General features: G+C 73.6%; 15 protein-coding genes and 1 pseudogene. 9 read left to right on the forward strand and 7 right to left on the reverse strand.

Annotated features, from left to right (window positions below):
* Positions 1 to 111: 111 nt before the first annotated feature.
* The 3 genes from ACFFHU_RS31165 to ACFFHU_RS31175 all read right to left on the reverse strand — a co-directional run bounded on the left by ACFFHU_RS31165 (position 112) and on the right by ACFFHU_RS31175 (position 2,723).
* On the reverse strand, positions 112 to 1,155 hold the full coding sequence (locus ACFFHU_RS31165; protein WP_377344131.1) for an alpha/beta hydrolase: 1,044 nt from the start codon (positions 1,153 to 1,155) through the stop codon (positions 112 to 114).
* Positions 1,145 to 2,281: a hypothetical protein gene (locus tag ACFFHU_RS31170; RefSeq protein ID WP_377344132.1), complete on the reverse strand. Its 1,137-nt coding sequence runs from the start codon at positions 2,279 to 2,281 to the stop codon at positions 1,145 to 1,147. The genes ACFFHU_RS31165 and ACFFHU_RS31170 overlap by 11 nt, the downstream gene beginning before the upstream one ends.
* A gap of 184 nt (positions 2,282 to 2,465) precedes the next feature.
* Positions 2,466 to 2,723 (reverse strand): hypothetical protein, encoded by a 258-nt coding sequence (locus ACFFHU_RS31175; protein ID WP_377344133.1) that lies wholly within the window; start codon positions 2,721 to 2,723, stop codon positions 2,466 to 2,468.
* 95 nt (positions 2,724 to 2,818) lie between these two features.
* Between ACFFHU_RS31175 and ACFFHU_RS31180 the strand changes: the two genes are divergently transcribed.
* The 3 genes from ACFFHU_RS31180 to ACFFHU_RS31190 all read left to right on the forward strand — a co-directional run bounded on the left by ACFFHU_RS31180 (position 2,819) and on the right by ACFFHU_RS31190 (position 6,096).
* Positions 2,819 to 3,634 carry an SGNH/GDSL hydrolase family protein gene (locus tag ACFFHU_RS31180; RefSeq protein ID WP_377344134.1) on the forward strand — a complete coding sequence of 272 codons (816 nt, stop codon included), beginning with the start codon at positions 2,819 to 2,821 and terminating at the stop codon, positions 3,632 to 3,634.
* Positions 3,635 to 3,693: 59 nt separating this feature from the next.
* On the forward strand, positions 3,694 to 4,116 hold the full coding sequence (locus tag ACFFHU_RS31185) for an SRPBCC family protein (RefSeq protein WP_377344135.1): 423 nt from the start codon (positions 3,694 to 3,696) through the stop codon (positions 4,114 to 4,116).
* 489 nt (positions 4,117 to 4,605) lie between these two features.
* Positions 4,606 to 6,096 (forward strand): NCS2 family permease, encoded by a 1,491-nt coding sequence (locus ACFFHU_RS31190; RefSeq protein ID WP_377344136.1) that lies wholly within the window; start codon positions 4,606 to 4,608, stop codon positions 6,094 to 6,096.
* A 274-nt stretch (positions 6,097 to 6,370) separates the two neighbouring features.
* On the opposite strand, the gene yidD is transcribed toward ACFFHU_RS31190, so the two are convergent.
* Together yidD and ACFFHU_RS31200 are read right to left on the reverse strand one after the other, a co-directional pair.
* Entirely contained in the window at positions 6,371 to 6,871 is a 501-nt protein-coding gene (gene yidD / locus ACFFHU_RS31195; RefSeq protein WP_377344137.1) for a membrane protein insertion efficiency factor YidD, read from the reverse strand.
* A 167-nt stretch (positions 6,872 to 7,038) separates the two neighbouring features.
* Complete coding sequence (locus ACFFHU_RS31200) at positions 7,039 to 7,437, reverse strand: DUF1622 domain-containing protein (protein ID WP_377344138.1); 399 nt, start codon at positions 7,435 to 7,437, stop codon at positions 7,039 to 7,041.
* Positions 7,438 to 7,546: 109 nt separating this feature from the next.
* On the opposite strand from ACFFHU_RS31200, the gene ACFFHU_RS31205 reads away from it, so the two are divergent.
* The gene (locus tag ACFFHU_RS31205) at positions 7,547 to 9,085 is read left to right on the forward strand and encodes a serine hydrolase (protein WP_377344139.1); all 1,539 of its coding nucleotides are present in this window, start codon (positions 7,547 to 7,549) and stop codon (positions 9,083 to 9,085) included.
* On the opposite strand, the gene ACFFHU_RS31210 is transcribed toward ACFFHU_RS31205, so the two are convergent.
* Positions 9,042 to 9,812, reverse strand: a complete 771-nt coding sequence (locus tag ACFFHU_RS31210; RefSeq protein ID WP_377344140.1) for a TIGR04222 domain-containing membrane protein — start codon at positions 9,810 to 9,812, stop codon at positions 9,042 to 9,044. The two genes, ACFFHU_RS31205 and ACFFHU_RS31210, sit on opposite strands and share 44 nt — an antisense overlap.
* Before the next feature lie 207 nt (positions 9,813 to 10,019).
* Entirely contained in the window at positions 10,020 to 12,239 is a 2,220-nt protein-coding gene (locus ACFFHU_RS31215; RefSeq protein WP_377344141.1) for a glycoside hydrolase family 15 protein, read from the reverse strand.
* A 358-nt stretch (positions 12,240 to 12,597) separates the two neighbouring features.
* Between ACFFHU_RS31215 and ACFFHU_RS31220 the strand changes: the two genes are divergently transcribed.
* The 5 genes and pseudogenes from ACFFHU_RS31220 (at position 12,598) to ACFFHU_RS31240 (ending at position 19,482) form a co-directional block, all read left to right on the forward strand.
* Positions 12,598 to 13,701, forward strand: coding sequence for a sugar ABC transporter substrate-binding protein (locus tag ACFFHU_RS31220; RefSeq protein WP_377344142.1), 1,104 nt, complete (start codon positions 12,598 to 12,600; stop codon positions 13,699 to 13,701).
* Positions 13,702 to 13,811: 110 nt separating this feature from the next.
* Positions 13,812 to 14,705 (forward strand): annotated as a pseudogene (locus ACFFHU_RS31225) (ATP-binding cassette domain-containing protein); the annotation flags it as partial.
* Positions 14,706 to 14,809: 104 nt separating this feature from the next.
* Positions 14,810 to 16,090 carry a sugar ABC transporter permease gene (locus ACFFHU_RS31230; protein ID WP_377344143.1) on the forward strand — a complete coding sequence of 427 codons (1,281 nt, stop codon included), beginning with the start codon at positions 14,810 to 14,812 and terminating at the stop codon, positions 16,088 to 16,090.
* Positions 16,091 to 16,534: 444 nt separating this feature from the next.
* On the forward strand, positions 16,535 to 18,589 hold the full coding sequence (locus ACFFHU_RS31235; protein ID WP_377344144.1) for a M4 family metallopeptidase: 2,055 nt from the start codon (positions 16,535 to 16,537) through the stop codon (positions 18,587 to 18,589).
* Between the two features lie 197 nt (positions 18,590 to 18,786).
* Positions 18,787 to 19,482, forward strand: coding sequence for an ABC transporter ATP-binding protein (locus ACFFHU_RS31240; protein WP_377344145.1), 696 nt, complete (start codon positions 18,787 to 18,789; stop codon positions 19,480 to 19,482).
* Positions 19,483 to 19,485 lie beyond the last annotated feature (3 nt).

Genomic DNA, 19,485 nt, shown 5'->3' on the forward strand with positions numbered 1-19,485 from the left:
CCCCCTGAGCACGGCGCCGCCGCATCCCCCCACCCCCCGGTGCGGCGGCGCCGACCCGGATCCCCGACGCTCCTCGGCCCCCGACTCCGTCCGGTGTGCTGTCGGGGCGGATCAGCCCTCGGGGCGACCCAACCAGCCGGAGAGCCAGTCGAAGGCCGGGGGTTCCATCGCCTCCCAGGTTGGCCCGTTGTGGCCGCCGGTGTCCACGTACTCGGTGGTCACCGTGGCCGGCGCGCGCACCAGCCCGGCCAGGGCCGCGGTGTCGCGCATGGCCGTCGGGTCGGAGCGGGCACAGGCAAGGTAGAGCGCCACCGCCGGCACCGGCAGGTGACGCAGCCGCCAGTCATCGTTGTTGAAGGTGTGCTCGCTGCCGTCCCCCACCACTATCCCCGGGTCGGAGTAGCCCGACAGGCTCGCGCCGGCGGCATAGCGGGTCGGGTGGCGCAGCACCAGGTTCGTCGCGCAGAAGCCACCGGCCGAGTATCCGATCAGCCCCCAGCCGGCCCGGTCCTGCCGCACCCGCAGCTGGGACTCGACGGCCGACGGCACGTCGACGGTCAGGAAGGTCTCGGCCGCCGGGCCGTGCACCAGGTTGGTGCACTCGGTGTCCCGGGCCGGGTCCGGGGTGATGTACGGAAACAGGACGACCGTCGGCGCCATCCGACCGGCGGCGATCTCCCGGTCCAGCATGGTGCTCACCCCGAGCCGGCGCAGCCAGGACATGGGCGAGCCGGGGAAGCCGTGCAGGGCCTCGATCACCGGATACCGCTCGGCGGGGCGCCGACCGTAGTCCGCCGGCAGGTACGCGTAGACCGGCATGGTCAGATGACTGGTCCGGCCGGCCACCGTGAGCCGCACCACGCGCCCGGCCCGTCGCCCGGAAGGCGCGCCGACCGGCGTGATCGCCGCGTGGGTGGCGGCGACATCCCCACCGCCGCCGAACAGATCCGACCAGGTCGGGTACGTCTCCACCTGCCGGTTCAGCCAGAGCAGCGCGGTGGCCGAGGTCGTGGCCAGGCACAGCAGCAGGGCCACCGACCGCAGCGCGGCACGCCGCCACCCGCGGCCCGTGTCCCAGGTCAGGGCCAGCGCCACGACCGCCGCGACGGCGAGCCCGGCAGCGACCAGTTCGGCGCCCGCGCTGTCAGGCGCCATGGCCGTTCCTCCCGACGAGCCGGGCCCGGGTGGCGGGGGCCGGGACGGCCGGCGGTGAGCCGCTCGGCGCCCCGCTCGGCGCCGGCCGACCGTGACGGTGCCTGCCCGGCGCGTGCCGAGGGTTCGGCGGCGGGATCAACGGCGCGGGAGCGGCCATCGGCGGCGGTGTCTGCCGGACGGCCCAGAGCAGAGCCCGGCGCAGCTCGGCAGGCACGCCGGCGACCGGCGACACGGTGTGCGGCTCGGTGCCGAACGCGGCGACCGGCACGCCGACCGGCAGCGTCGGGCGCCCGGACGGGTCTCCGGCCGGCCCCGACGTCGAGCCCGCCGGCAGCTGCCGACCCGAATCCGGCGGCACCGGCCACAGGACGGCGAGGGCGCCGTACCGGGCCGGGTCGGTGGCGACGGCCCGCCGGGCCAGGGTCTGGGCGCCAGCGGAACCGACCAGGGCCCAGCCGTGCCCGGAGACCCGCAGATCCTGGCTCAGGCTCGCCGGCATCGACCGGGTCAGCGCGGCCGGCGTCGTGGCCGGCTCGACCCGGGCCAGCACGAAGACGGCCGCGTCACCGGCAACCGCCGCGCCGGCCGGGGTGGCCGGGGTGGCGCCCCGAGCGCCGCTCGGGGCGGGGCGCGGATCCTCCACGGCCAGCGCCGCGGCGGCCGCGTCGGCCTCCGACCAGCCGCCGGCGGAATCGGACAGCACCAGCACCACCGGGTAGCTCCAGCTCGGGTGATCCAGATAGCCGGCGGGCACCACCAGCGTCGGCGGCCCGCCCAGGCGCCAGTCCGCCCAGCCGGCCGGCCGCCAGGGGAAGCTGGCCGCACCGGTCGCGAGGTTGCCGACGTGGTCCCGCAGCCAGCCGTCCAGCGCGCCGGCCCGGCTGGTCAGGACGGGTTCGCTGGGTCCGCCCGGATGCAGCAGATCGTGCCAGCTGGGATAGAAGCCCTCCGACCGGTTGACCGCCAGGCCGATGGTCAACAACACGAGCGACTCGGCCAGCAGGACGCCCACGGCCCGGGTCAGGACCCGGCGCGGCCGGTTCCCCCGCCGCCAGCCGAGGACGGTGGCGGCGATCACGGCCGCGGTGAGGACGGCGACCATCGCCAGCAGAGGTACGCCGGTCAACGCCACCGCTCACCGTCCCTGTTCGCCGCTCCGCCGTCGCTGGCCATGCTCCTTCGTCGGGCTGACACGTGGCCGGAGAAAGGCTGTGTCTTCGCTGTGCGCGCAGCGGCGCCCACCGAGGTCATGCTAGGCGGGCGCCGTGCCCGACATGTCGCTTTCCGGGGGGTGACGGGTCGGCGCGTCCTCAGGACACCCGGATCGGCCGCTTCAGGTGATAGCGGAAGACCTCGGTGGTGCCCTGGAGGTTGTTCACGTCCTCGGCCGCGGAGACCAGCTCCCAGCCGTCCGCCCCGACCCGGTTGAGGTGCGCGATCGCGGTGTCGCCGTACGCGGTCACATCCACTCTGGAGCCGTCCGGCCCGTACCAGTAGTAATAGAGGCCCCAAGCCTGGCCCTCGGCCTGCCGGCGGCGGACGAGGAGGCCATATTCCCACTTCACCATCGGTCCATTATGGCCGTGTCGGTCGACACGCCGGCACCGGCGCGATCCTCGGGGTGGCGGGCGGGCGCCCCCTGGCCTGCGCCTACGCTCGGGGAATGATGTGGCAGCGGTACGTCGCCATCGGCGACAGCACGACCGAGGGGCTCGACGACCCGGACGGCGCCGGCGGTTACCGGGGCTGGGCCGACCGGTTCGCGCTCGCGGTCGCCCGCGCCCAGGGCGGGCTCGAGTACGCGAACCTGGCGATCCGGGGCCGCACCGCCCGGCGGATCCGGGCCGAGCAGTTGCCCGCGGCTCTCGAGCTCGCCCCCGACCTGGCCACCGTGGTGGCCGGGATGAACGACGTGCTGCGGCCCTCATTCGACGCCCGAGAGGTCGGCGCCGAGGTCGAGGCCATGCAGCGGGCCCTGGTTGATCAGGGCGCCACCGTGCTGACGTTCACGCTGCCCGACCCGGCGCCGGTGATGCCGATCGCCCGCCCGCTGCGCGGCCGGGTCGTGGCGCTCAACGAGGAGCTGCGCCGGGCCACCGCGCGGACCGGCGCCACCCTGCTGGACCTCGGCGCGTACCCGGTGGCCTCGGATCCCCGGCTGTGGAGCGACGACCGGTTGCACGCGAACACCCCCGGCCACGAGCGGATCGCCGCGGCGCTCGCGTACACCGCGGGGCTGCCCGGCGCGGACGACGGCTGGTCCCGGCCGCTGGAGCCGGCGCCCCGGCGGCGTCGGGCCGAGGTGGTCCGCGCCGAGCTGGCGTGGACCCGCCGGCACCTGGCGCCCTGGCTGCTCCGGCATGTGCACGGCCGATCCTCCGGCGACGACCGGGTGGCCAAGCGTCCGGTCCCGCTTCCGGTGGACCTGATCGTCCCAAACGATGCTGCCGGGGAGGACATTGTCGGTTCCGCGGGATAGGTTCGGTTCATCGGCGCGGGCGTCGGCGTTGACGCCCGCACCGGAAACCGGGAGGACCGATGCTGGAATTCACCCTCGGCATGCCCATCCCCGCTCCCCGCGACCGCGTCTGGTCCGCCTGGACCGATGCGGAGGTGCTGACCGACTGGTTCTGGCCGCCACGGTTCGACACCGCGGCCGAACTCGATCCCCGGCCCGACGGCCGGTTCCGGATCGCCGGACCCGGCGGTGGCATCGCCGTGTCCGGGGTCTACCGCGAGGTCGACCGGCCCGAGCGGCTGGTCTTCAGCTGGCAGTGGGACGGCGATCCGGCGCAGACCCTCGTCACCGTCCGGTTCCGCACGGTCGATCTCGGCACCGAGGTGTCGATCTGCCACGAGGGCTTCACCGACGACACCGACCGGCAGAACCACATCGATGGCTGGGAGTCCTGCCTCGATCGACTCCGCGATCACGTGCGCAAGGACGCCGAGGTGCGCTGACCACGCCGGGCGCGACCGGGTGCCGCCGGTGCCGGGTGCTGGCGGTGCCGGGTGCTGGCGGTGCCGGGTGCTGGCGGTGCCGGGTGCTGGCGGTGCCGGGGGTTGGCGGTGCCGGGGGTTGGCGGTGCCGGGTGCCGCCGGTGCCGGGGGCTGGCGCCGGGCCGGGGGCCCGTGGTGGCGGACCCGGGCGCGGCCGGGGTGCCGGGCGGAAGTTGCCGACATCACCGGCGGCCGAACCCGTACGGGCAGGTCGGCCCGGCGGTACCGACCGGTAGGCTTGCCCGGTGGGCGTCGCCGGACCGGTGGCGCCCGCAGGCGTCGGGCACATCCGCCCGGCGCACCCGTCCCGACGTTCTCCGGGCCAACCGAATCGGGACGGGCCACCCCCTTGGCACCGCCCGACCGGTACGCCGGTGGGCCAACCCGGAACGGAGCAAGCCACGCCATGAGCGAGCGCACTGACCGCGTGCAGCGAAGCGGAGTGCCGGCATGAGCGTCACCACAGCGGACGCCGCCTCCCCCGCCGCCGGCCCCGACCCGGCCGACGGCAGCACCGCCCTCGACCGGTTCTTCGAGATCACCCGGCGCGGCTCCACGGTCAAGCGGGAGATCGTGGCCGGTGTCACCACCTTCGCGACGATGGCCTACATCGTCGTCCTCAACCCACTGATCATCGGGACCGCGCCCGACCAGGGCGGCAAGATCCTCGGCATCGCCCCGGTGGCCGGGGTGACCGCCCTGGTCGCCGCCGTCATGACAATCCTGATGGGCGTGGTCGGTCGGGTGCCGTTCGCCGTGGCCACCGGCTTGGGCCTGAACGCGTTCGTGGCGTACAGCGTGGCCTCCCGGATGACCTGGGCCCAGGCCATGGGCCTGGTGGTCATCGAGGGTGTGATCATCGCCATACTCGTGATCACCGGCTTCCGCCAGGCCGTCTTCCGGGCCATCCCCGGGGAGTTGAAGGCCGCGATCGCCGCCGGCATCGGCCTGTTCATCGCGATCATCGGCCTGGTCGACGGCGGCCTGGTCCGCCGGGTGCCGGACGCGGCCGGTACGACCGTCCCGGTGCAGCTGGGCGCCGACGGCACCCTGCGCGGCTGGACCACGATCGTCTTCATCATCGGGCTGCTGCTCACCGCCGTCCTGGTGGCTCGGCGGGTGCGCGGCGGCATCCTGCTCGGCATCCTGGCGACCACCGTCGTCGCGGTGATCGTGGACCGGGTGGTGAAGCCCGGCCCGGCGTTCGTGGACGGCAAACCCAACCCGACCGGTTGGCAGCTCAACGTCCCGACGCTGCCCGATCCGCTGTTCAAGGCGCCCGACCTGCACCTGCTGGGCAACGTGTCGTTCGGCGCGTTCGCGAACGTCGGGGTGATGACCGCGCTGCTGCTGATCTTCACGCTGGTGCTGGCCGACTTCTTCGACGTGATGGGAACCACCGTCGGGCTGTCCCGGCAGGCCGGCCTGGTCACGCCGGAGGGCGACATCCCCCGGCTGGGGCAGGTGCTGTTCGTCGACGGCGTGGCCGCGGCGGCCGGCGGCGCGGCCAGCGCCTCGTCGGCCACCACCTACGTCGAGTCCTCCTCGGGCATCGCCGAGGGCGGCCGGACCGGCCTCACCAGCGTGGTCACCGGCGTGCTCTTCCTGGCGGCGCTGCTGCTCACGCCGCTGGTGTCGCTGGTGCCGAGCGAGGCCGCCGCCCCGGCGCTGGTCATCGTGGGCGCCCTGATGATCCGCCAGGTGCGGGACATCGACTTCACCGATGTCGGGGTGGCGGTCCCGGCGTTCCTCACCATGGTGCTCATGCCGTTCACGTACTCGATCACCAACGGCATCGGCGCCGGCTTCCTGAGCTGGGTGCTGATCCGCCTGGTCCAGGGCCGGGCCCGGGAGGTCCACCCGCTGATGTGGGCGGTCTCGGCCGCGTTCCTGCTCTACTTCGGCATCAACGCCATCAAGGCGCTCACCGGGGTGAGCTGACGGCGGGCGTCCGCCGCTGGTTGGAGCGAATGTCGCGGGGGTGCCCGGCTGGTCCGGGCGCCCCCGCTACTCCTGTCCGCCCCCCGCTACGCCGGCGGCGGGCAACGACGCTGACGCCCCGGCCGGCCAGGGCGGACAGCCGGCGCCCCGCCCCGCCAGGGCGGCGCGCAGCCACGCTGACGCCCCGGCCGGAGACGCCGGCGCCCGGTCGGCCGAGGGCCGGTCGGCTAGGGGCCGGTCGGCCGGCCGAGGGCGGGGCGGAACGTCGCGCGGATCAGGCCGCGGCCGGCACCGGATCGAGACCGCGCGCCCCGCCCGGCCGGCACCGCAGCAACCGGGCCGCGCCCAGCCGCAGGCCGCGCAGCGCGCCGTGCCGCTCGACGGCCTGGGCGGTGTACTCCGAGCAGCTCGGGCTGAACCGGCACACGGCGGGCCGCCGGGAGCTGATGTTCCGCTGGTAGAACCGGACGGCCCCGATCACTCCCCCGCCGGCGCCGGCCCGCGTACCGGCCGCACCGGCCGGCGTACCGCCGGTTTCGGCCCGCATGCCGCGCAGTGCGGCGCCGGCCAGCGCCGGCAGCAACAGCATCGAGGTCATCAGGCAGTTGCCGTCCAACGCCTCGGCCACGCAGCAGCCCGACTCGATGAGGCAGGCGTCGCGCAGGCAGGAGTTGCCACCGCCGCCGTAACCTCGCCGGTACCCGTAGTTGCCCGGCTGGGGGTATCCGTAGCCCTGCGGATACCCGGAGCCGTAGGGGGGACGTCGTAGTCGCATAAGATCGACATACCCCGTCGCGGAGCGGTTACGCGACCGGTCTCTACCCCGCGGGCCGGCGGCGGGCCTCAGCCGGCGGGCCGGCCGCGAGCCTCAGCCGGCGGGCCGGCCGCGAGCCTCAGCCGGCGGGCCGGCCGCGAGCCTCAGCCGGCGGGCCGGCCGGTGGCTCAGCCGGCGGGTTGATCGCCGCGGTGTGCGCGGGCCGCCCGGGCCACCGCCTCGGGCCCGGTGGTCAGGGCGCGGCGCCAGGGCGCCACCCCGTCGATCTCGACCTGCAGGGAAAAGCTGAGGAAGGTGCGGATCAGCACGATCAGGCCCAACCCGGCGACGTTCTGCAGGGTGGGCGAGACGGCCACCGTCCGGATCAGGTCGGCCGCCACGAGGATCTCCAGGCCGAGCAGCAACACGCCGCCGAAGATCTCGCGCAGCGCCAGGTAGCCGGCCCGGCCCCCGCGGGCCCGCCAGGCCCGGGCGGCGAGCAGCGCCGACCACAGCAGACCCACCACGAGCACGGCCACGCCGATCAGCTCGAACGCCTGCGCCACCCGTCCCATCAGCTCCGTCAACGCCGCCCCCTTTCACCGCGAACTATGCCAGCCGGTCCGCACGGCCGCGGCCGGGTACGGTCGGTATCCCGGCATTGACGTTCAGTGTTCGACCGGCGAGCATGGCGGCATGCGCAGGTGGCAGCTCGTACCGCTGCTGGTGTTGTCCCTGGTCCTGTCCCCCGCGGTGGCCGCGGGCGCCGCACCGCCGCGCTCCCCGGACGCGGTGGCGCCCCCGGAGACCGCCCCGGGCGCGGTGACGCCGCCGGACACCGTCGTGGGCCGCCAGCTGAGCTGGCTGCTGGACGTGTCGCACCGGCTGCCCGCACCGGCCGCCGAGATCGTCGCGCACCTTGACCCGGCGGTGCTGGAGCAGGCCGGCGGCGTCGACGCGGTCAACCGGTACCTTGAGATGATCTCCGGCGGCACCGGGCTGCGTCTGCTGCGCTACGAGGCCGGGTCGGAAACCGCGGCGCGGGCGCTCGTGGTCAGCGACGTCGGCACCTGGGAGCTGGGCCTGGCAGTGACGCCGGACGGGCTGCTGAGCGCGCTGTCCATCCTCCCGTACCTGCCGGGGCCGGCATCGTGGGCGGAGCTGGACCGGTCGCTGAGCGAGCTTGCGCCGCGGGTGTCGATGCAGGTGAGCCGGGTGGACGACCGGGATGGTCGCTGCCGTCCGGTGCACGGGGTGAACGCCGACCTGGCCCGGCCGCTGGGCTCGGCGTTCAAGCTGTACGTGCTGGCCGCGTTGGCGCACGAGATCGCGGCCGGACGGGCCGGCTGGGACGAGCAGCTGGCCCTCCGGGACGACTGGAAAAGCCTGCCCAGCGGGGTGTTGCAGGATGTGCCCGCCGGCACGTCGCTGCCGCTGCGCGACTACGCGAACCTGATGATCGCGATCAGCGACAACACCGCGGCCGACCACCTCATCCACCGGCTCGGCCGGTCGACCGTCACGGCGCAGCAGGTCCGGTTCGGGACCCGGAATCCCGGGCGGAACGCTCCGTTCCTCACCACGCGGGAACTGTTCCAGCTCAAGCTGACCCGCTATCCGGCGCTGCTGAACGCGTACGCGGCGCTGCCCCGCCCGGCCCGCCGGGTCCTGCTCGACACGGTCGTCGACCGGTTGCCGCTGCCGGCGCTCTCGGACGCGAGCGACTGGACCGCACCGCGCGGCATCGACGCGGCCGAGTGGTTCGCCTCGGCCGCCGACCTGTGCCGCGTCTTCGCCGGCCTCGACCGGCAGGCCCGCACGGCCGGACTGGAGCCGGTGGGCGAGGCGCTGTCCGCGAACGACTCCGGCATCTGGCTCGATCCGGCCGGCTGGTCCACCACCTGGTACAAGGGCGGTTCCGAGCCGGGCGTGCTGACGATGAACTATCTGGCCCGGACCGTCGACGGGCGGACCTTCGTGGCGGCGGTGCTGCTCAGCGACCCCGCAGCGGCCATCGACGAGGCAGCGACGGTGCCGCGGGTGCAGGCCGTGGTCAGGGGCGCGCTGGCGCTGGCGGCCGGCGTACCCACCACCACCACCACCGCCGGTCCGGCCCGGGCCGCGGCGGTCACCAGGTTCGGCGCCCCGGTCGCCGGCTTCGGCACCCCGGTCGCCGGCTTCGCCGACCCGGTCACCGGGTTCGGCGGATCCTGGCCGCCGGGTCCCGGCCGCTGAGGGCGGCCACCAGACGTGATCCGCCGGCGCGGGTGGCGTCGCGACCCTCCGGCGCGGGGCGCACGTCGCCGGGGAACGGCGTCAGCGTCACCTCCTGGATGCCCACCAGGCCGGCGAAGGCCGGATCCAGCGTCAGCAGCGGTCGCGGTCCAAACAGCGCCATCGCGCGCAGCAGGTCGCCGGCGGGCCGTTCGCCGTACCGGGGGCGGCGGCCGGGCGCCAGCTCCGCGTGCTCCCGCCGTTCCCGGCGGAGCAGCCGCCGTCCCGCCCGGCCCACCTCGGGGATCTCGGACAGCCGCCAGGCGGTCAGCAGGGTCGCCGCGCCGGCGAAGAGCAGGCCGACCACCGCTGCCGGTCCACCCGTCCGGCCGCCGCCGGCCACCAGCCGGATCGGCACGAGCGCGGGTACGAGGTACAGCGGCACGACGGCCAGCCGGATCGCCCGTCGCTGGCGGCGGCTCAGCAGCCATCCGTCGCGGTGCAGCCGGGACACCAGTTGGCGTAGCACGGCGACCACCGCCGGGGCGTTCCGGACGGCGCTCCAGGTGGCCGGCGACCGGGTGGCGGCGTGCAGGGCGCGTACCAGGGGCGCCGATCGGGCCGGCGGCGGGCCGTCCGCGACGAGCGTGGACAGCGGCGCGGCGCGGACCGCGCCGGCCCGGCGCAGCGCGGCGATCCCGAGGTGGCAGGCCAGGCCCGCGCGGTCGGTGAGGTACGCCAGCTCCACCAGGCCCGGCCCGGGTCCCCGGTACGGGCGCCGACCAGCCAGCGCGGCAGCAGGGCGACCAGCGCCGCGCCGCCCGCGACGAGGAGATAGTCCACCAGGAAGCGAACCGCGCTGATGCCCCAGGCCATGCCGCCATTGTCCCGCCGCCGCCGCGGCGGCGGCGCGCCCCCTGCCGTACCCGAGGCGGCGGCAGGGGGCGCGGCGCTGTCACCGGTAGCGGGCCGCCACCTCGGCGGGCTGCTCGACGACCCGACCCGCGGCCAGATCCACCGCGAGCCGCACGTACTGGGCGTGCGTCCAGATCAGCGGGGTCGCCGACCGGGTGCCCGTGCCCGGGCGGTACCCGGGCTGCCCGGACGGCGGCTGGTCGTCCCACACCTGCTCGGGCAGCATGAGGCTGGGGCTGGCCGTGTTGGCCATGGCCGCCAGCTCCCGACCGGCGCCCGCCCCGTTGCCGGCCGCGAGGTCGTATTCGCCGCGCTCGCCGTTCAGCAGCGGCCATCCGCGACCGCGGGTGGCCCGGCTGTCCGCCGGGAAGTTGAAGTTCCAGTCCGCGCCCGTGAGCGTCTCGCCGTAGCCGTCGAACGAGGCGCGGTGCCAGTACCGCCCGCCCGCGGTGGTGTAGCCGAGCTGCCGGTCGACCACGGCCAGCGTGTTCCGGATCGCCGGGTGGTCGGCGGGCTGCACGCCGAGCCGGACCAGGTCGAGGAAGCTGGGGTCCACCACCGCACGCTGGTCGACCGCGGACGGTCCGGAGTCGCCCACCGCGTACGTGGTGGCCGCGTTCGGGTCGCCGTCCTTGCTCAGCCGCAGGTAGTACGGCTTCGGATCGTACGGACCCGTGCTGGTCACGGTCCACGAGTCCACCTTGGACTGCCAGTCGTCCGCGGTGGCCAGGTAGCGGTCGGCCGAGGCCCCGTCGCCGTTGGCCCGGGCGATGCCGGCGGCGCAGACCAGGCCGGCGATCTCCGCGGCGATCGTGTTCGGCGAGTAGCCGCTCTGGTTCTCCCAGCGCTCCTGCGGGGTCCACGGGGCGGTGTGCCCGTCCCGGCTGAACCCGATGAGGAAGTCCGCGGCCCGCTTGACGTGCGACCAGGTCCCCGGGTCGGTGCGGCGCAGCTGGGCGGCCAGCACGATCGGCAGGGCCACCTCGTCGAGCTGCAGGTTGTCCCAGACCGGCACGCCGGCCACGTCGGTGTTCTGCGGGAACGAACCGTCCGGCCGCTGCTGGGAGTCGAACAGGAAGTTCAGCGCCCGCCGGGCGCCGGCCACGTCGCCCGCGGCGATCAGCCCGGTCGCGATCTGGTAGAGGTCACGGGACCAGACCAGGTGGTACGGGCCGGACTTCACCTCCTCGCGCCAGTACCAGGGCATGGACGGCGAGGCGATGAAGGCGCCCGGGTGCGTCTTGTCCTCGCTCGCGGCCAGCACCATCTCGGACACCCGGAACAGCCGGCGCTGCGGGTCGCCGCGCAGGCTCGCCGGCGCCGGGTCCAGCGAGCGCAGGTACCGCTGCCAGCCGTCGGCGTACGCCCGGGCGGCCCGGGGGAAGCCGCCGGTCAGGGAGGCGCCGGCGGCGGACCGGGCGGCCGCCACGGCCGGGCCGAACGACAGGGCCAGCGTCGTGTGCTGCCGGCCGCGGACGCCGGTCACCGCCGTGCGGGCGGTCTGCACGACGTTTCCGGGGGTCCGCGCCGAGGCGTACCGCCAGTCCATCCGGCCGTCCCGCAGATCGGTCCAACCGTCGCTGGCGCCCGCGTACCCGGAGGAGGTGGCGGTGAACCGCGGGGTGGCGCTCAGCACGCTCGCCGTGTGGCCGTCGGCCGCGGTGAGCGCCCCGCCGGCGCTGGCGGCCGTGTCGTCGCTGCCGTCGTTGGTGAGCCCCGGGTCGTACACCGTGTAGAGCGTCCGCGGGCGGCGGTCCAGGCTGGTGAAGCTCACGTCGACCAGCACCGAGGCGCGGGCGGGGTCGGTGACGTACCGGGTGGTCAGCCGCCACTTCCCGGCGGCGGTGTCGGTGTGCGTGAAGGTCAGGCCGGCGCCGTCGATCGCCTCGGTGTGTCCGGCGCCGGCCTCCCCGGCGCGCACCGCCGTGCGGCCGTCGGACACCACGAAGTCGAGGCTGCGCCCGCTGGGCGTGCCGAGGTCCGGGTAGTAGACCTCGGTGAGGCCTCCCCGGGCGCCGACGGTGAACCACACCGGGCTCTCCTTCGCGCCGTACGCGGTGCCGAAGCCGCTCTTGTCCGCGGAGGTCCAGTTGGGCGCGGCGCCGGGCGCCCCGGGGGCGTCCCCGCGGGCCGCCGCGCTCCGGCCGGTCGCGGTGTTCCCGGCCGCGGTGTCCCCGGCCGCCCAACCGGCCGACGCGCCGACCGGTACGGCCAGCGAGGTGGCCGCCGCCGCGGCGAGGAGGGTACGGGCTGCTCGCATGCGTGTCTCCCTGGTGGTCGGCGTTGACCACGGCGGTCACGACGGCAGCGGGCGCAGCCCCGCCGGATCGCCGCGCGAGCCGCGGATCGACGCCTGTCCCCCTACCCCGTCGCGGGGACGGGCATGCGGCGCATCGGCGGATAACAGTTTCCACTCAGCTGGGGCGATAGAGATGCGCAATCGTGACCAAGCTGTATCTCGAACGCATCTAGCCAGACCTGTCTTGATCGAAATACCTTGACCAGCGACACAGGAGGCACGGCACGGTCCACAGCGGAGTGCGCCGCCCCGGGCCCGCAGCAGCGCCATTTTCGGTCGGCGGGCTGCCCCCTTTGCACCGACGTGTGGAGGACTTGAGATGCGGATCAGACAGCTCAGCGCCGTGGCGGTGGCGTTGGCCAGCGCGGTGGCCCTGGTGGGGTGTGGCAACTCCGACGGTGGCTCGTCGGGCGGCGGCAGCTCGAGCGGCACGGGCAAGGTGGGTGTGATCCTGCCGGACGCCACCACCTCCCCGCGGTGGGAGTCGAACGACCGGCCGCTGCTGAAGAAGGCGTTCGACGCGTTGAGCATCCAGGCGGACATCCAGAACGCCAACGGGGACAAGGCGAAGTTCGGCACGCTCTGCGAGAGCATGATCAACGCGGGCGTCAAGGTCCTGCTGATCACCAACCTCGACTCCGAGACCGGCTCGGCGTGCCTCAAGAAGGCCCAGGCCGCTGGCGTGAAGACCATCGACTACGACCGGCTGACCCTCGGCGGCGGCGCGTCGTACTACGTGTCGTTCGACAACGTGCAGGTCGGCAAGCTCATCGGCGAGGGGCTCAAGGGCTGCCTCGACAAGGCCGGCAAGACCAGCGCGAACATCGTCTACATCAACGGCGACCCGACCGACAACAACGCCACCCTCTTCAAGCAGGGCTACGTCGAGGCGCTCAAGCCGCTGATCGACGGCGGCAAGTACAAGCTGGTCGGTGACCAGACCGGCAAGTGGGACGCCAACATCGCGGGCACCGCCTTCGAGCAGCTGTTCACGCAGAACGGCGGCAAGATCGACGGCGTGGTCTCGGCCAATGACACCATGGCCGGCGGCATCATCGCCCGACTCAAGGCCAACAAGCTCAACGGCAAGGTCCCGGTGACCGGGCAGGACGCCAGCAAGGAGGGCCTGCAGCGGATCCTCGCCGGCGACCAGTGCATGTCGGTCTACAAGGCGATCAAGAAGGAGGCCGACGCCGCGGCCCAGCTGTCGCAGGCCCTGATCAAGGGCCAGGACGCCGCGAGCGTGGCGAGCGCCACGGTCAAGGACACCGTGCTGGGCAAGGATGTGCCGTCCGCCCTGCAGGTCCCGCAGGCCATCACCGTCGACAACGTCAAGGACGTCATCGCCGACGGGTACTGGAAGGCCAGCGACATCTGCACCGGCGAGTTCGCCCAGGCCTGCACGCAGCACGGCATCTCCTGAACCCTTCCGCCCGGCCGCTCACCGGCCGGTGGCTCCCGCCCGGGACCACCGGCCGGTGAGCGCGCCGGGCTGTCCGTAGGCCCGCCACCACAACCTGTTTCGAGGTGAGCATGACGACACCGGGCACCGCCGCGCCTACCGCGGACGCCGCCAGCGGCGAGCCGCGAGCGCTACTGACGCTGCGCGGCATCAACAAGAGCTTCGGCCCGGTCCACGTGCTGCGGGACGTCGACCTCGACGTCCGTGCCGGCCGGGTCACCGCCCTGGTGGGCGACAACGGCGCCGGCAAGAGCACGCTGATCAAGGGCCTCGCCGGGATCCACACCTTCGACTCCGGCCAGTACCTGTACGACGGCCAGGAGGTGCACGTCACCTCGCCGAAGCAGGCCAACGCGCTCGGCATCGAGGTCGTCTACCAGGACCTGGCGCTGTGCGACAACCTCGACATCGTGCACAACATGTTCCTCGGCCGCGAGCTGACCAGCGGCGGCGTGCTGAACGAGGCCGCCATGGAGCAGCGGGCCAGCCAGACCCTGGACAGCCTGTCGGTCCGCACGGTCGTCTCGATGCGGCAGCTGGTGGCCAGCCTCTCCGGTGGTCAGCGGCAGACCGTGGCCATCGCCCGGGCGGTGCTCTGGAACTCCCGGCTGGTGATCCTCGACGAGCCGACCGCGGCGCTCGGGGTGGCGCAGACCGAGCAGGTGCTCCGGCTGGTCCGTCGGCTCGCCGACAACGGGCTGGCGGTCATCCTGATCAGCCACAACCTCAACGACGTGTTCGAGGTGGCGGACGACATCGCGGTGCTGCACCTGGGCCGGATGGCCGCGCAGGTGCCGGCCGCCGAGGTCAGCCAGGGCCGCGTCGTCGAACTCATCACCATGGGCGGCACCGCCGGCCGGCCGCCGGCGCCCCGGTCCGCCGCGGCGGCCGACGACGACGCGACCGGCGACGGCACGGCCGAGGACGGCACGGCCGGGGACGGCACGGCCGGGGACGGCACGGCCGGGGACGGCACGGCCGGGGACGGCACGGCCGGGGACGGCACGGCCGGGGACGGCACGGCCGGGGACGGCACGGCCGACGACGAGCTTCAGCGGGAGGCGGACCAGTGAGCGCATCCACCCTGGCCGGATCCGGCGAGTCCGCCCCGGCCCCGGCGCCGCGGAACGGATCGCAGGGCGTACGGGCCGCCCTCGGCGACTATCTGGCCCGGCTGCGCGGCGGCGACGTGGGCGGCCTGCCCGCGGTCCTCGGGCTGGTCGTGCTGATCATCGTCTTCGCCGCGCTGCGGCCGGACACCTTCACCAACGCCTTCAACTTCGCCAACCTCATCAATCAGGGCGCCGCGGTCATCGTGATCGCCATGGGCCTGGTGTTCGTGCTGCTGATCGGCGAGATCGACCTGTCCGCCGGGTACACGGCCGGCACGGCCGGCGCCGTGATGAGCCTGATGCTGCAGAAGCACACCTCGCTGAACTGGTGGGAGGGCCTGCTCATCTGCCTGGTCACCGGCGCGGTGATCGGCACGGTGCTCGGCCTGCTGGTGGCGCGGCTGGGGATCCCCTCCTTCGTGGTCACCCTGGCGGCCTTCCTCGGCCTGCAGGGCGTGATGCTGAAGCTGATCGGCGAGGGCGGCACGATCCCGCTGCGCGACCCCACGCTGCTGCGGGTGATGAACAACAACCTGCCGGTCTGGCTCGGTTGGACGCTCATGGTCGTGGTGGCCGCGGTCTACGCGCTGGTGTCGCTGCGCCGGGTGCTCACCCGGCGCGCCGGCGGCCTGGACAACCAGGGCATCACGGTGTGGGCGCTCAAGGTCGCGGCCGTGACGCTCATGCTGGCCCTGCCGACGTACTACCTGAGCATCGAGCGCAGCCGCAACCCCCAGGTCACCTCGATCAAGGGGGTGCCGTGGGTGGTGCCGGTGCTGGTCATCCTGCTCGGCGGCCTGACGTTCCTGCTCTCGCGCACGCCGTTCGGGCGGCACGTCTACGCCGTGGGCGGCAACGCCGAGGCGGCCCGGCGGGCCGGCATCAACGTTTCGCTGGTCCGGCTGATCTGCTTCATCGCCTGCTCGACGCTCGCCAGCGTGGCCGGCGTGCTGCTGGCCAGCCGGGACAACTCCATCTCGCCCAGCACCGGCGGCTCGTCCACGCTGCTGTATGCCGTGGGGGCGGCCGTCATCGGCGGCACGAGCCTGTTCGGCGGCAAGGGCCGGGTCGCGGACGCCGTGCTCGGTGGCCTGGTCGTGGCCATCATCGCCAACGGCATGGGCCTGCTCAACCAGACCTCCGCGGTCGTCTACATCGTCACCGGCCTGGTGCTGCTGATCGCCGCGAGCGTCGACGCGATCTCCCGGCGGCGCGCGGCCGCGACCGGACGCATCTGACCGGGGCCGTCGCCAGAACCCCCGCCCACCGGACGGACCGCTCGGTCCGTCCGGTGGGCGGCGCCGTGTCCGCCCCGGCGCCGGCGTCGGCATGACGCTCTTGTTACGCGGGCGTCGCCCACCCGTTACACCGCCCGGCCGTCGCATCTGTAACCACCCATGTCGGGTGGGGTTCCGGGGCGTCACATCCGGCCTGGCTAGGGCGTTCGCTCGTACCGGCCGGTAACTCGCAAAAACTCGCTGGCCCCGGCCTATTGTTAACGGCTTCCGCATGTGTGATTGTGCCTATGCGCAGCCATCGATGGCTGGCTGGTCGATCAGACAACCGGGCACGCCGGCAGCTCCGGAGAGGCGACCATCCCCCACGTCTCTGTGTCTACCCCCTCGGTCCTTCCCCTCCTTACCCGGATTCGGGCCGGACCACACGAGAAACAGGAGCGCCACGTGAAGTTCTCGTTTCGCCTGACCGCGCTGTGCGGCGCGGCGGCGGCCGGACTGGCCGCCGCCGGGACCGCGATGGCCGTCCAGGCCGCGCCCCCGGCACCAACCCCCGACGCCGCCCAGGCCCGATCGCTCGCCGTCAACGCGGCGTCCGCGCTGGTCGCCAGCCGCCCGTCGTACCTGCACGCCAGCGCCGACGACGCCTTCGTCCAGCACCCGGTGATCTCGTCGGCCGGCACCCAGTACATCCCCTACGACCGGACCTACAAGGGTCTGCCGGTGGTCGGCGGCGACTTCGTGATCGCCACCAACGCCAGCGGCCAGGTCGTGGCCAGCTCGGTGGCCCAGAACCAGACCATCAGCGGGCTGGCGACCTCGCCGAAGCTGACGGCAGGATCGGCCGCGGCCACCGCCCGCAAGCAGCTCCGCTCGGTGACGGCCGTCGAGGGCACCCGGCTGGTGGTGTACACCCTGGACTCCGCGCCCACGCTCGCCTGGGAGACCACCGTGCGGGGCACCGGCAAGGAGGGCTACAGCCGGCTCACCGTGGATGTGGACGCGGCCTCCGGCAAGGTGCTGCACACCCAGGAGCACGTGGTCGAGGGCACCGGCAACACCGCCTGGAACGGCCCGAAGCCGGTCACCCTGAACACCACGCAGTCGGGTGGCACCTACTACATGAAGGACCCGACGGTCACCAACCTGAGCTGCCAGGACGCCGCGAACAACACGACGTTCTCCGGCCCGGACGACGTCTGGGGCAACGGCAACGCCACGAACCGGGAGACCGGTTGCGCCGACGCGCTGTTCGTGGCCCAGACCGAGGTCAAGATGCTGTCGCAGTGGCTCGGCCGCAACGCCATGGACGGCAGCGGCGGCTCGTGGCCGATGCGGGTCGGCCTGAACGACCAGAACGCCTACTACGACGGCACCCAGGTCCAGATCGGCAAGAACACCGCCGGTCAGTGGATCAGCTCGCTGGACGTGGTCGGCCACGAGATGGGGCACGGCGTGGACGACCACACGCCGGGCGGCATCTCCAACGGCAACACCCAGGAGTTCGTGGCGGACACCTTCGGCGCGGCCACCGAGTGGTACGCCAATGAGCCCGCCGGCTACGACACGCCCGACTTCACCGTGGGCGAGACGATCAACCTGGTCGGCAGCGGCCCGATCCGCAACATGTACAACCCGTCGGCGCTGGGCGACTCGAACTGCTACTCCAGCAGCATCCCGACCCAGGAGGTGCACGCCGCGGCCGGCCCGGGCAACCACTGGTTCTACCTGCTCGCTGAGGGCACCAACCCGACCAACGGCCAGCCCACCAGCAGCACCTGCAACGGCACCACGATCACCGGTCTGGGCATCCAGAACGCCATGAAGATCATGTACAACGCCATGCTGCTCAAGACCAGCTCGTCGTCGTACCTGAAGTACCGCACCTGGACGCTGACCGCGGCCAAGAACCTCTTCCCGGGCAGCTGCACCCAGTTCAACACGGTCAAGGCGGCGTGGGACGCGGTGAGCGTGCCGGCCCAGTCCGGCGACCCGACCTGCACCGGCGGCACGCCGAGCCCCACCCCGACGCCCACCAGCACCGGTGGCGGGGGCTGCTCTGGCCAGAAGCTGGCCAACCCCGGCTTCGAGTCCGGCAACGTCAGCTGGTCCACCACCTCCGGCGTGATCGACAGCTCCGCCTCGGAGCCGGCGCACAGCGGCAGCTACAAGGCCTGGCTGAACGGCTACGGCACCACCCACACCGACACGGCCAGCCAGTCCGTGACGATCCCCGCCGGATGCCGAGCGACCCTCAGCTTCTGGCTGCACATCGACACCGCGGAGTCCGGCAGCACGGCGTACGACAAGCTGACGGTGAAGGCCGGTTCCACCACCCTGGCCACCTACTCCAACGTCAACGCCGCGAGCGGCTACAGCCAGAAGTCGTTCGACGTCTCGTCGCTGGCCGGCCAGACGGTCACCGTCTCGTTCAGCGGCACCGAGGACAGCTCCCTGCAGACGTCCTTCGTGGTCGATGACACCGCGCTGACCCTCGGCTGATCCACCGCACCGCCCGCCGGGCCGGCCGCCGCAGCGATGCGGCGACCGGCCCGGTCCATTTGCGCCCTCCCTGCGGCGCCCCACCCGCCCGGCGATGCCGGCGGGTCCGCGGCGGTCCCGACCCCCGTCCCGGCGCAAATGAGCGTATGCTCATGAGCGCTTGTTCATGAGCGTACGCTCACAGGCGAGGAGGGATCATGGCTGACCTGTCGGTCCGCGGACTGACCAAGCACTTCGGCGCGGTGCACGCCGTCTCGGAGCTGTCCTTCGAGGCGCCCGCCGGCGTCATCACCGGCTTTCTCGGCCCGAACGGGGCCGGCAAGACGACCACCCTGCGGATGGCCCTGGGCCTGGTGACCCCCACGGCGGGCACGGCGTTGATCGGCGGGCGCCGGTATGCCGACCTGCCTCACCCGCGCCGCACGGTGGGCGCCGTGCTCGAGGCGACCGGACTTCATCCGGGTCGCACCGGCCGGGACCACCTGCGGATCCTCGCCGGCCCGGCGAGGGCCGCATCGTCCAGGATCGACGAGGTGATCGACCTCGTCCAGCTGTCGGAGTCCGCCGACCGACGGATCCGCGGCTACTCCCTGGGCATGCGGCAACGGCTCGGGCTGGCCGGGGCCCTGCTCGGCGATCCGGAGGTGCTGATCCTGGACGAGCCCGCGAACGGCCTCGATCCGGCGGGGATGGCCTGGCTGCGGGGGCTGCTGCGGGAGCTGTCGGGCCGCGGGCGCGCCATCGTGGTCTCCAGCCACGTCCTCAGCGAGGTCGCGCAGACCGTCGATCAGGTCGTGATCGTCGACCGGGGGCGGCTGCGGTACGCCGGCTCCCTGGACGGCCTGGGCGACTCACTGGAGTCCGCGTTCCTCGAACTCACCGCAGCCGACTAGGAG

Origin of the sequence: Plantactinospora siamensis (assembly GCF_042434095.1) — a bacterium.
Lineage (GTDB): Bacteria > Actinomycetota > Actinomycetes > Mycobacteriales > Micromonosporaceae > KBS50.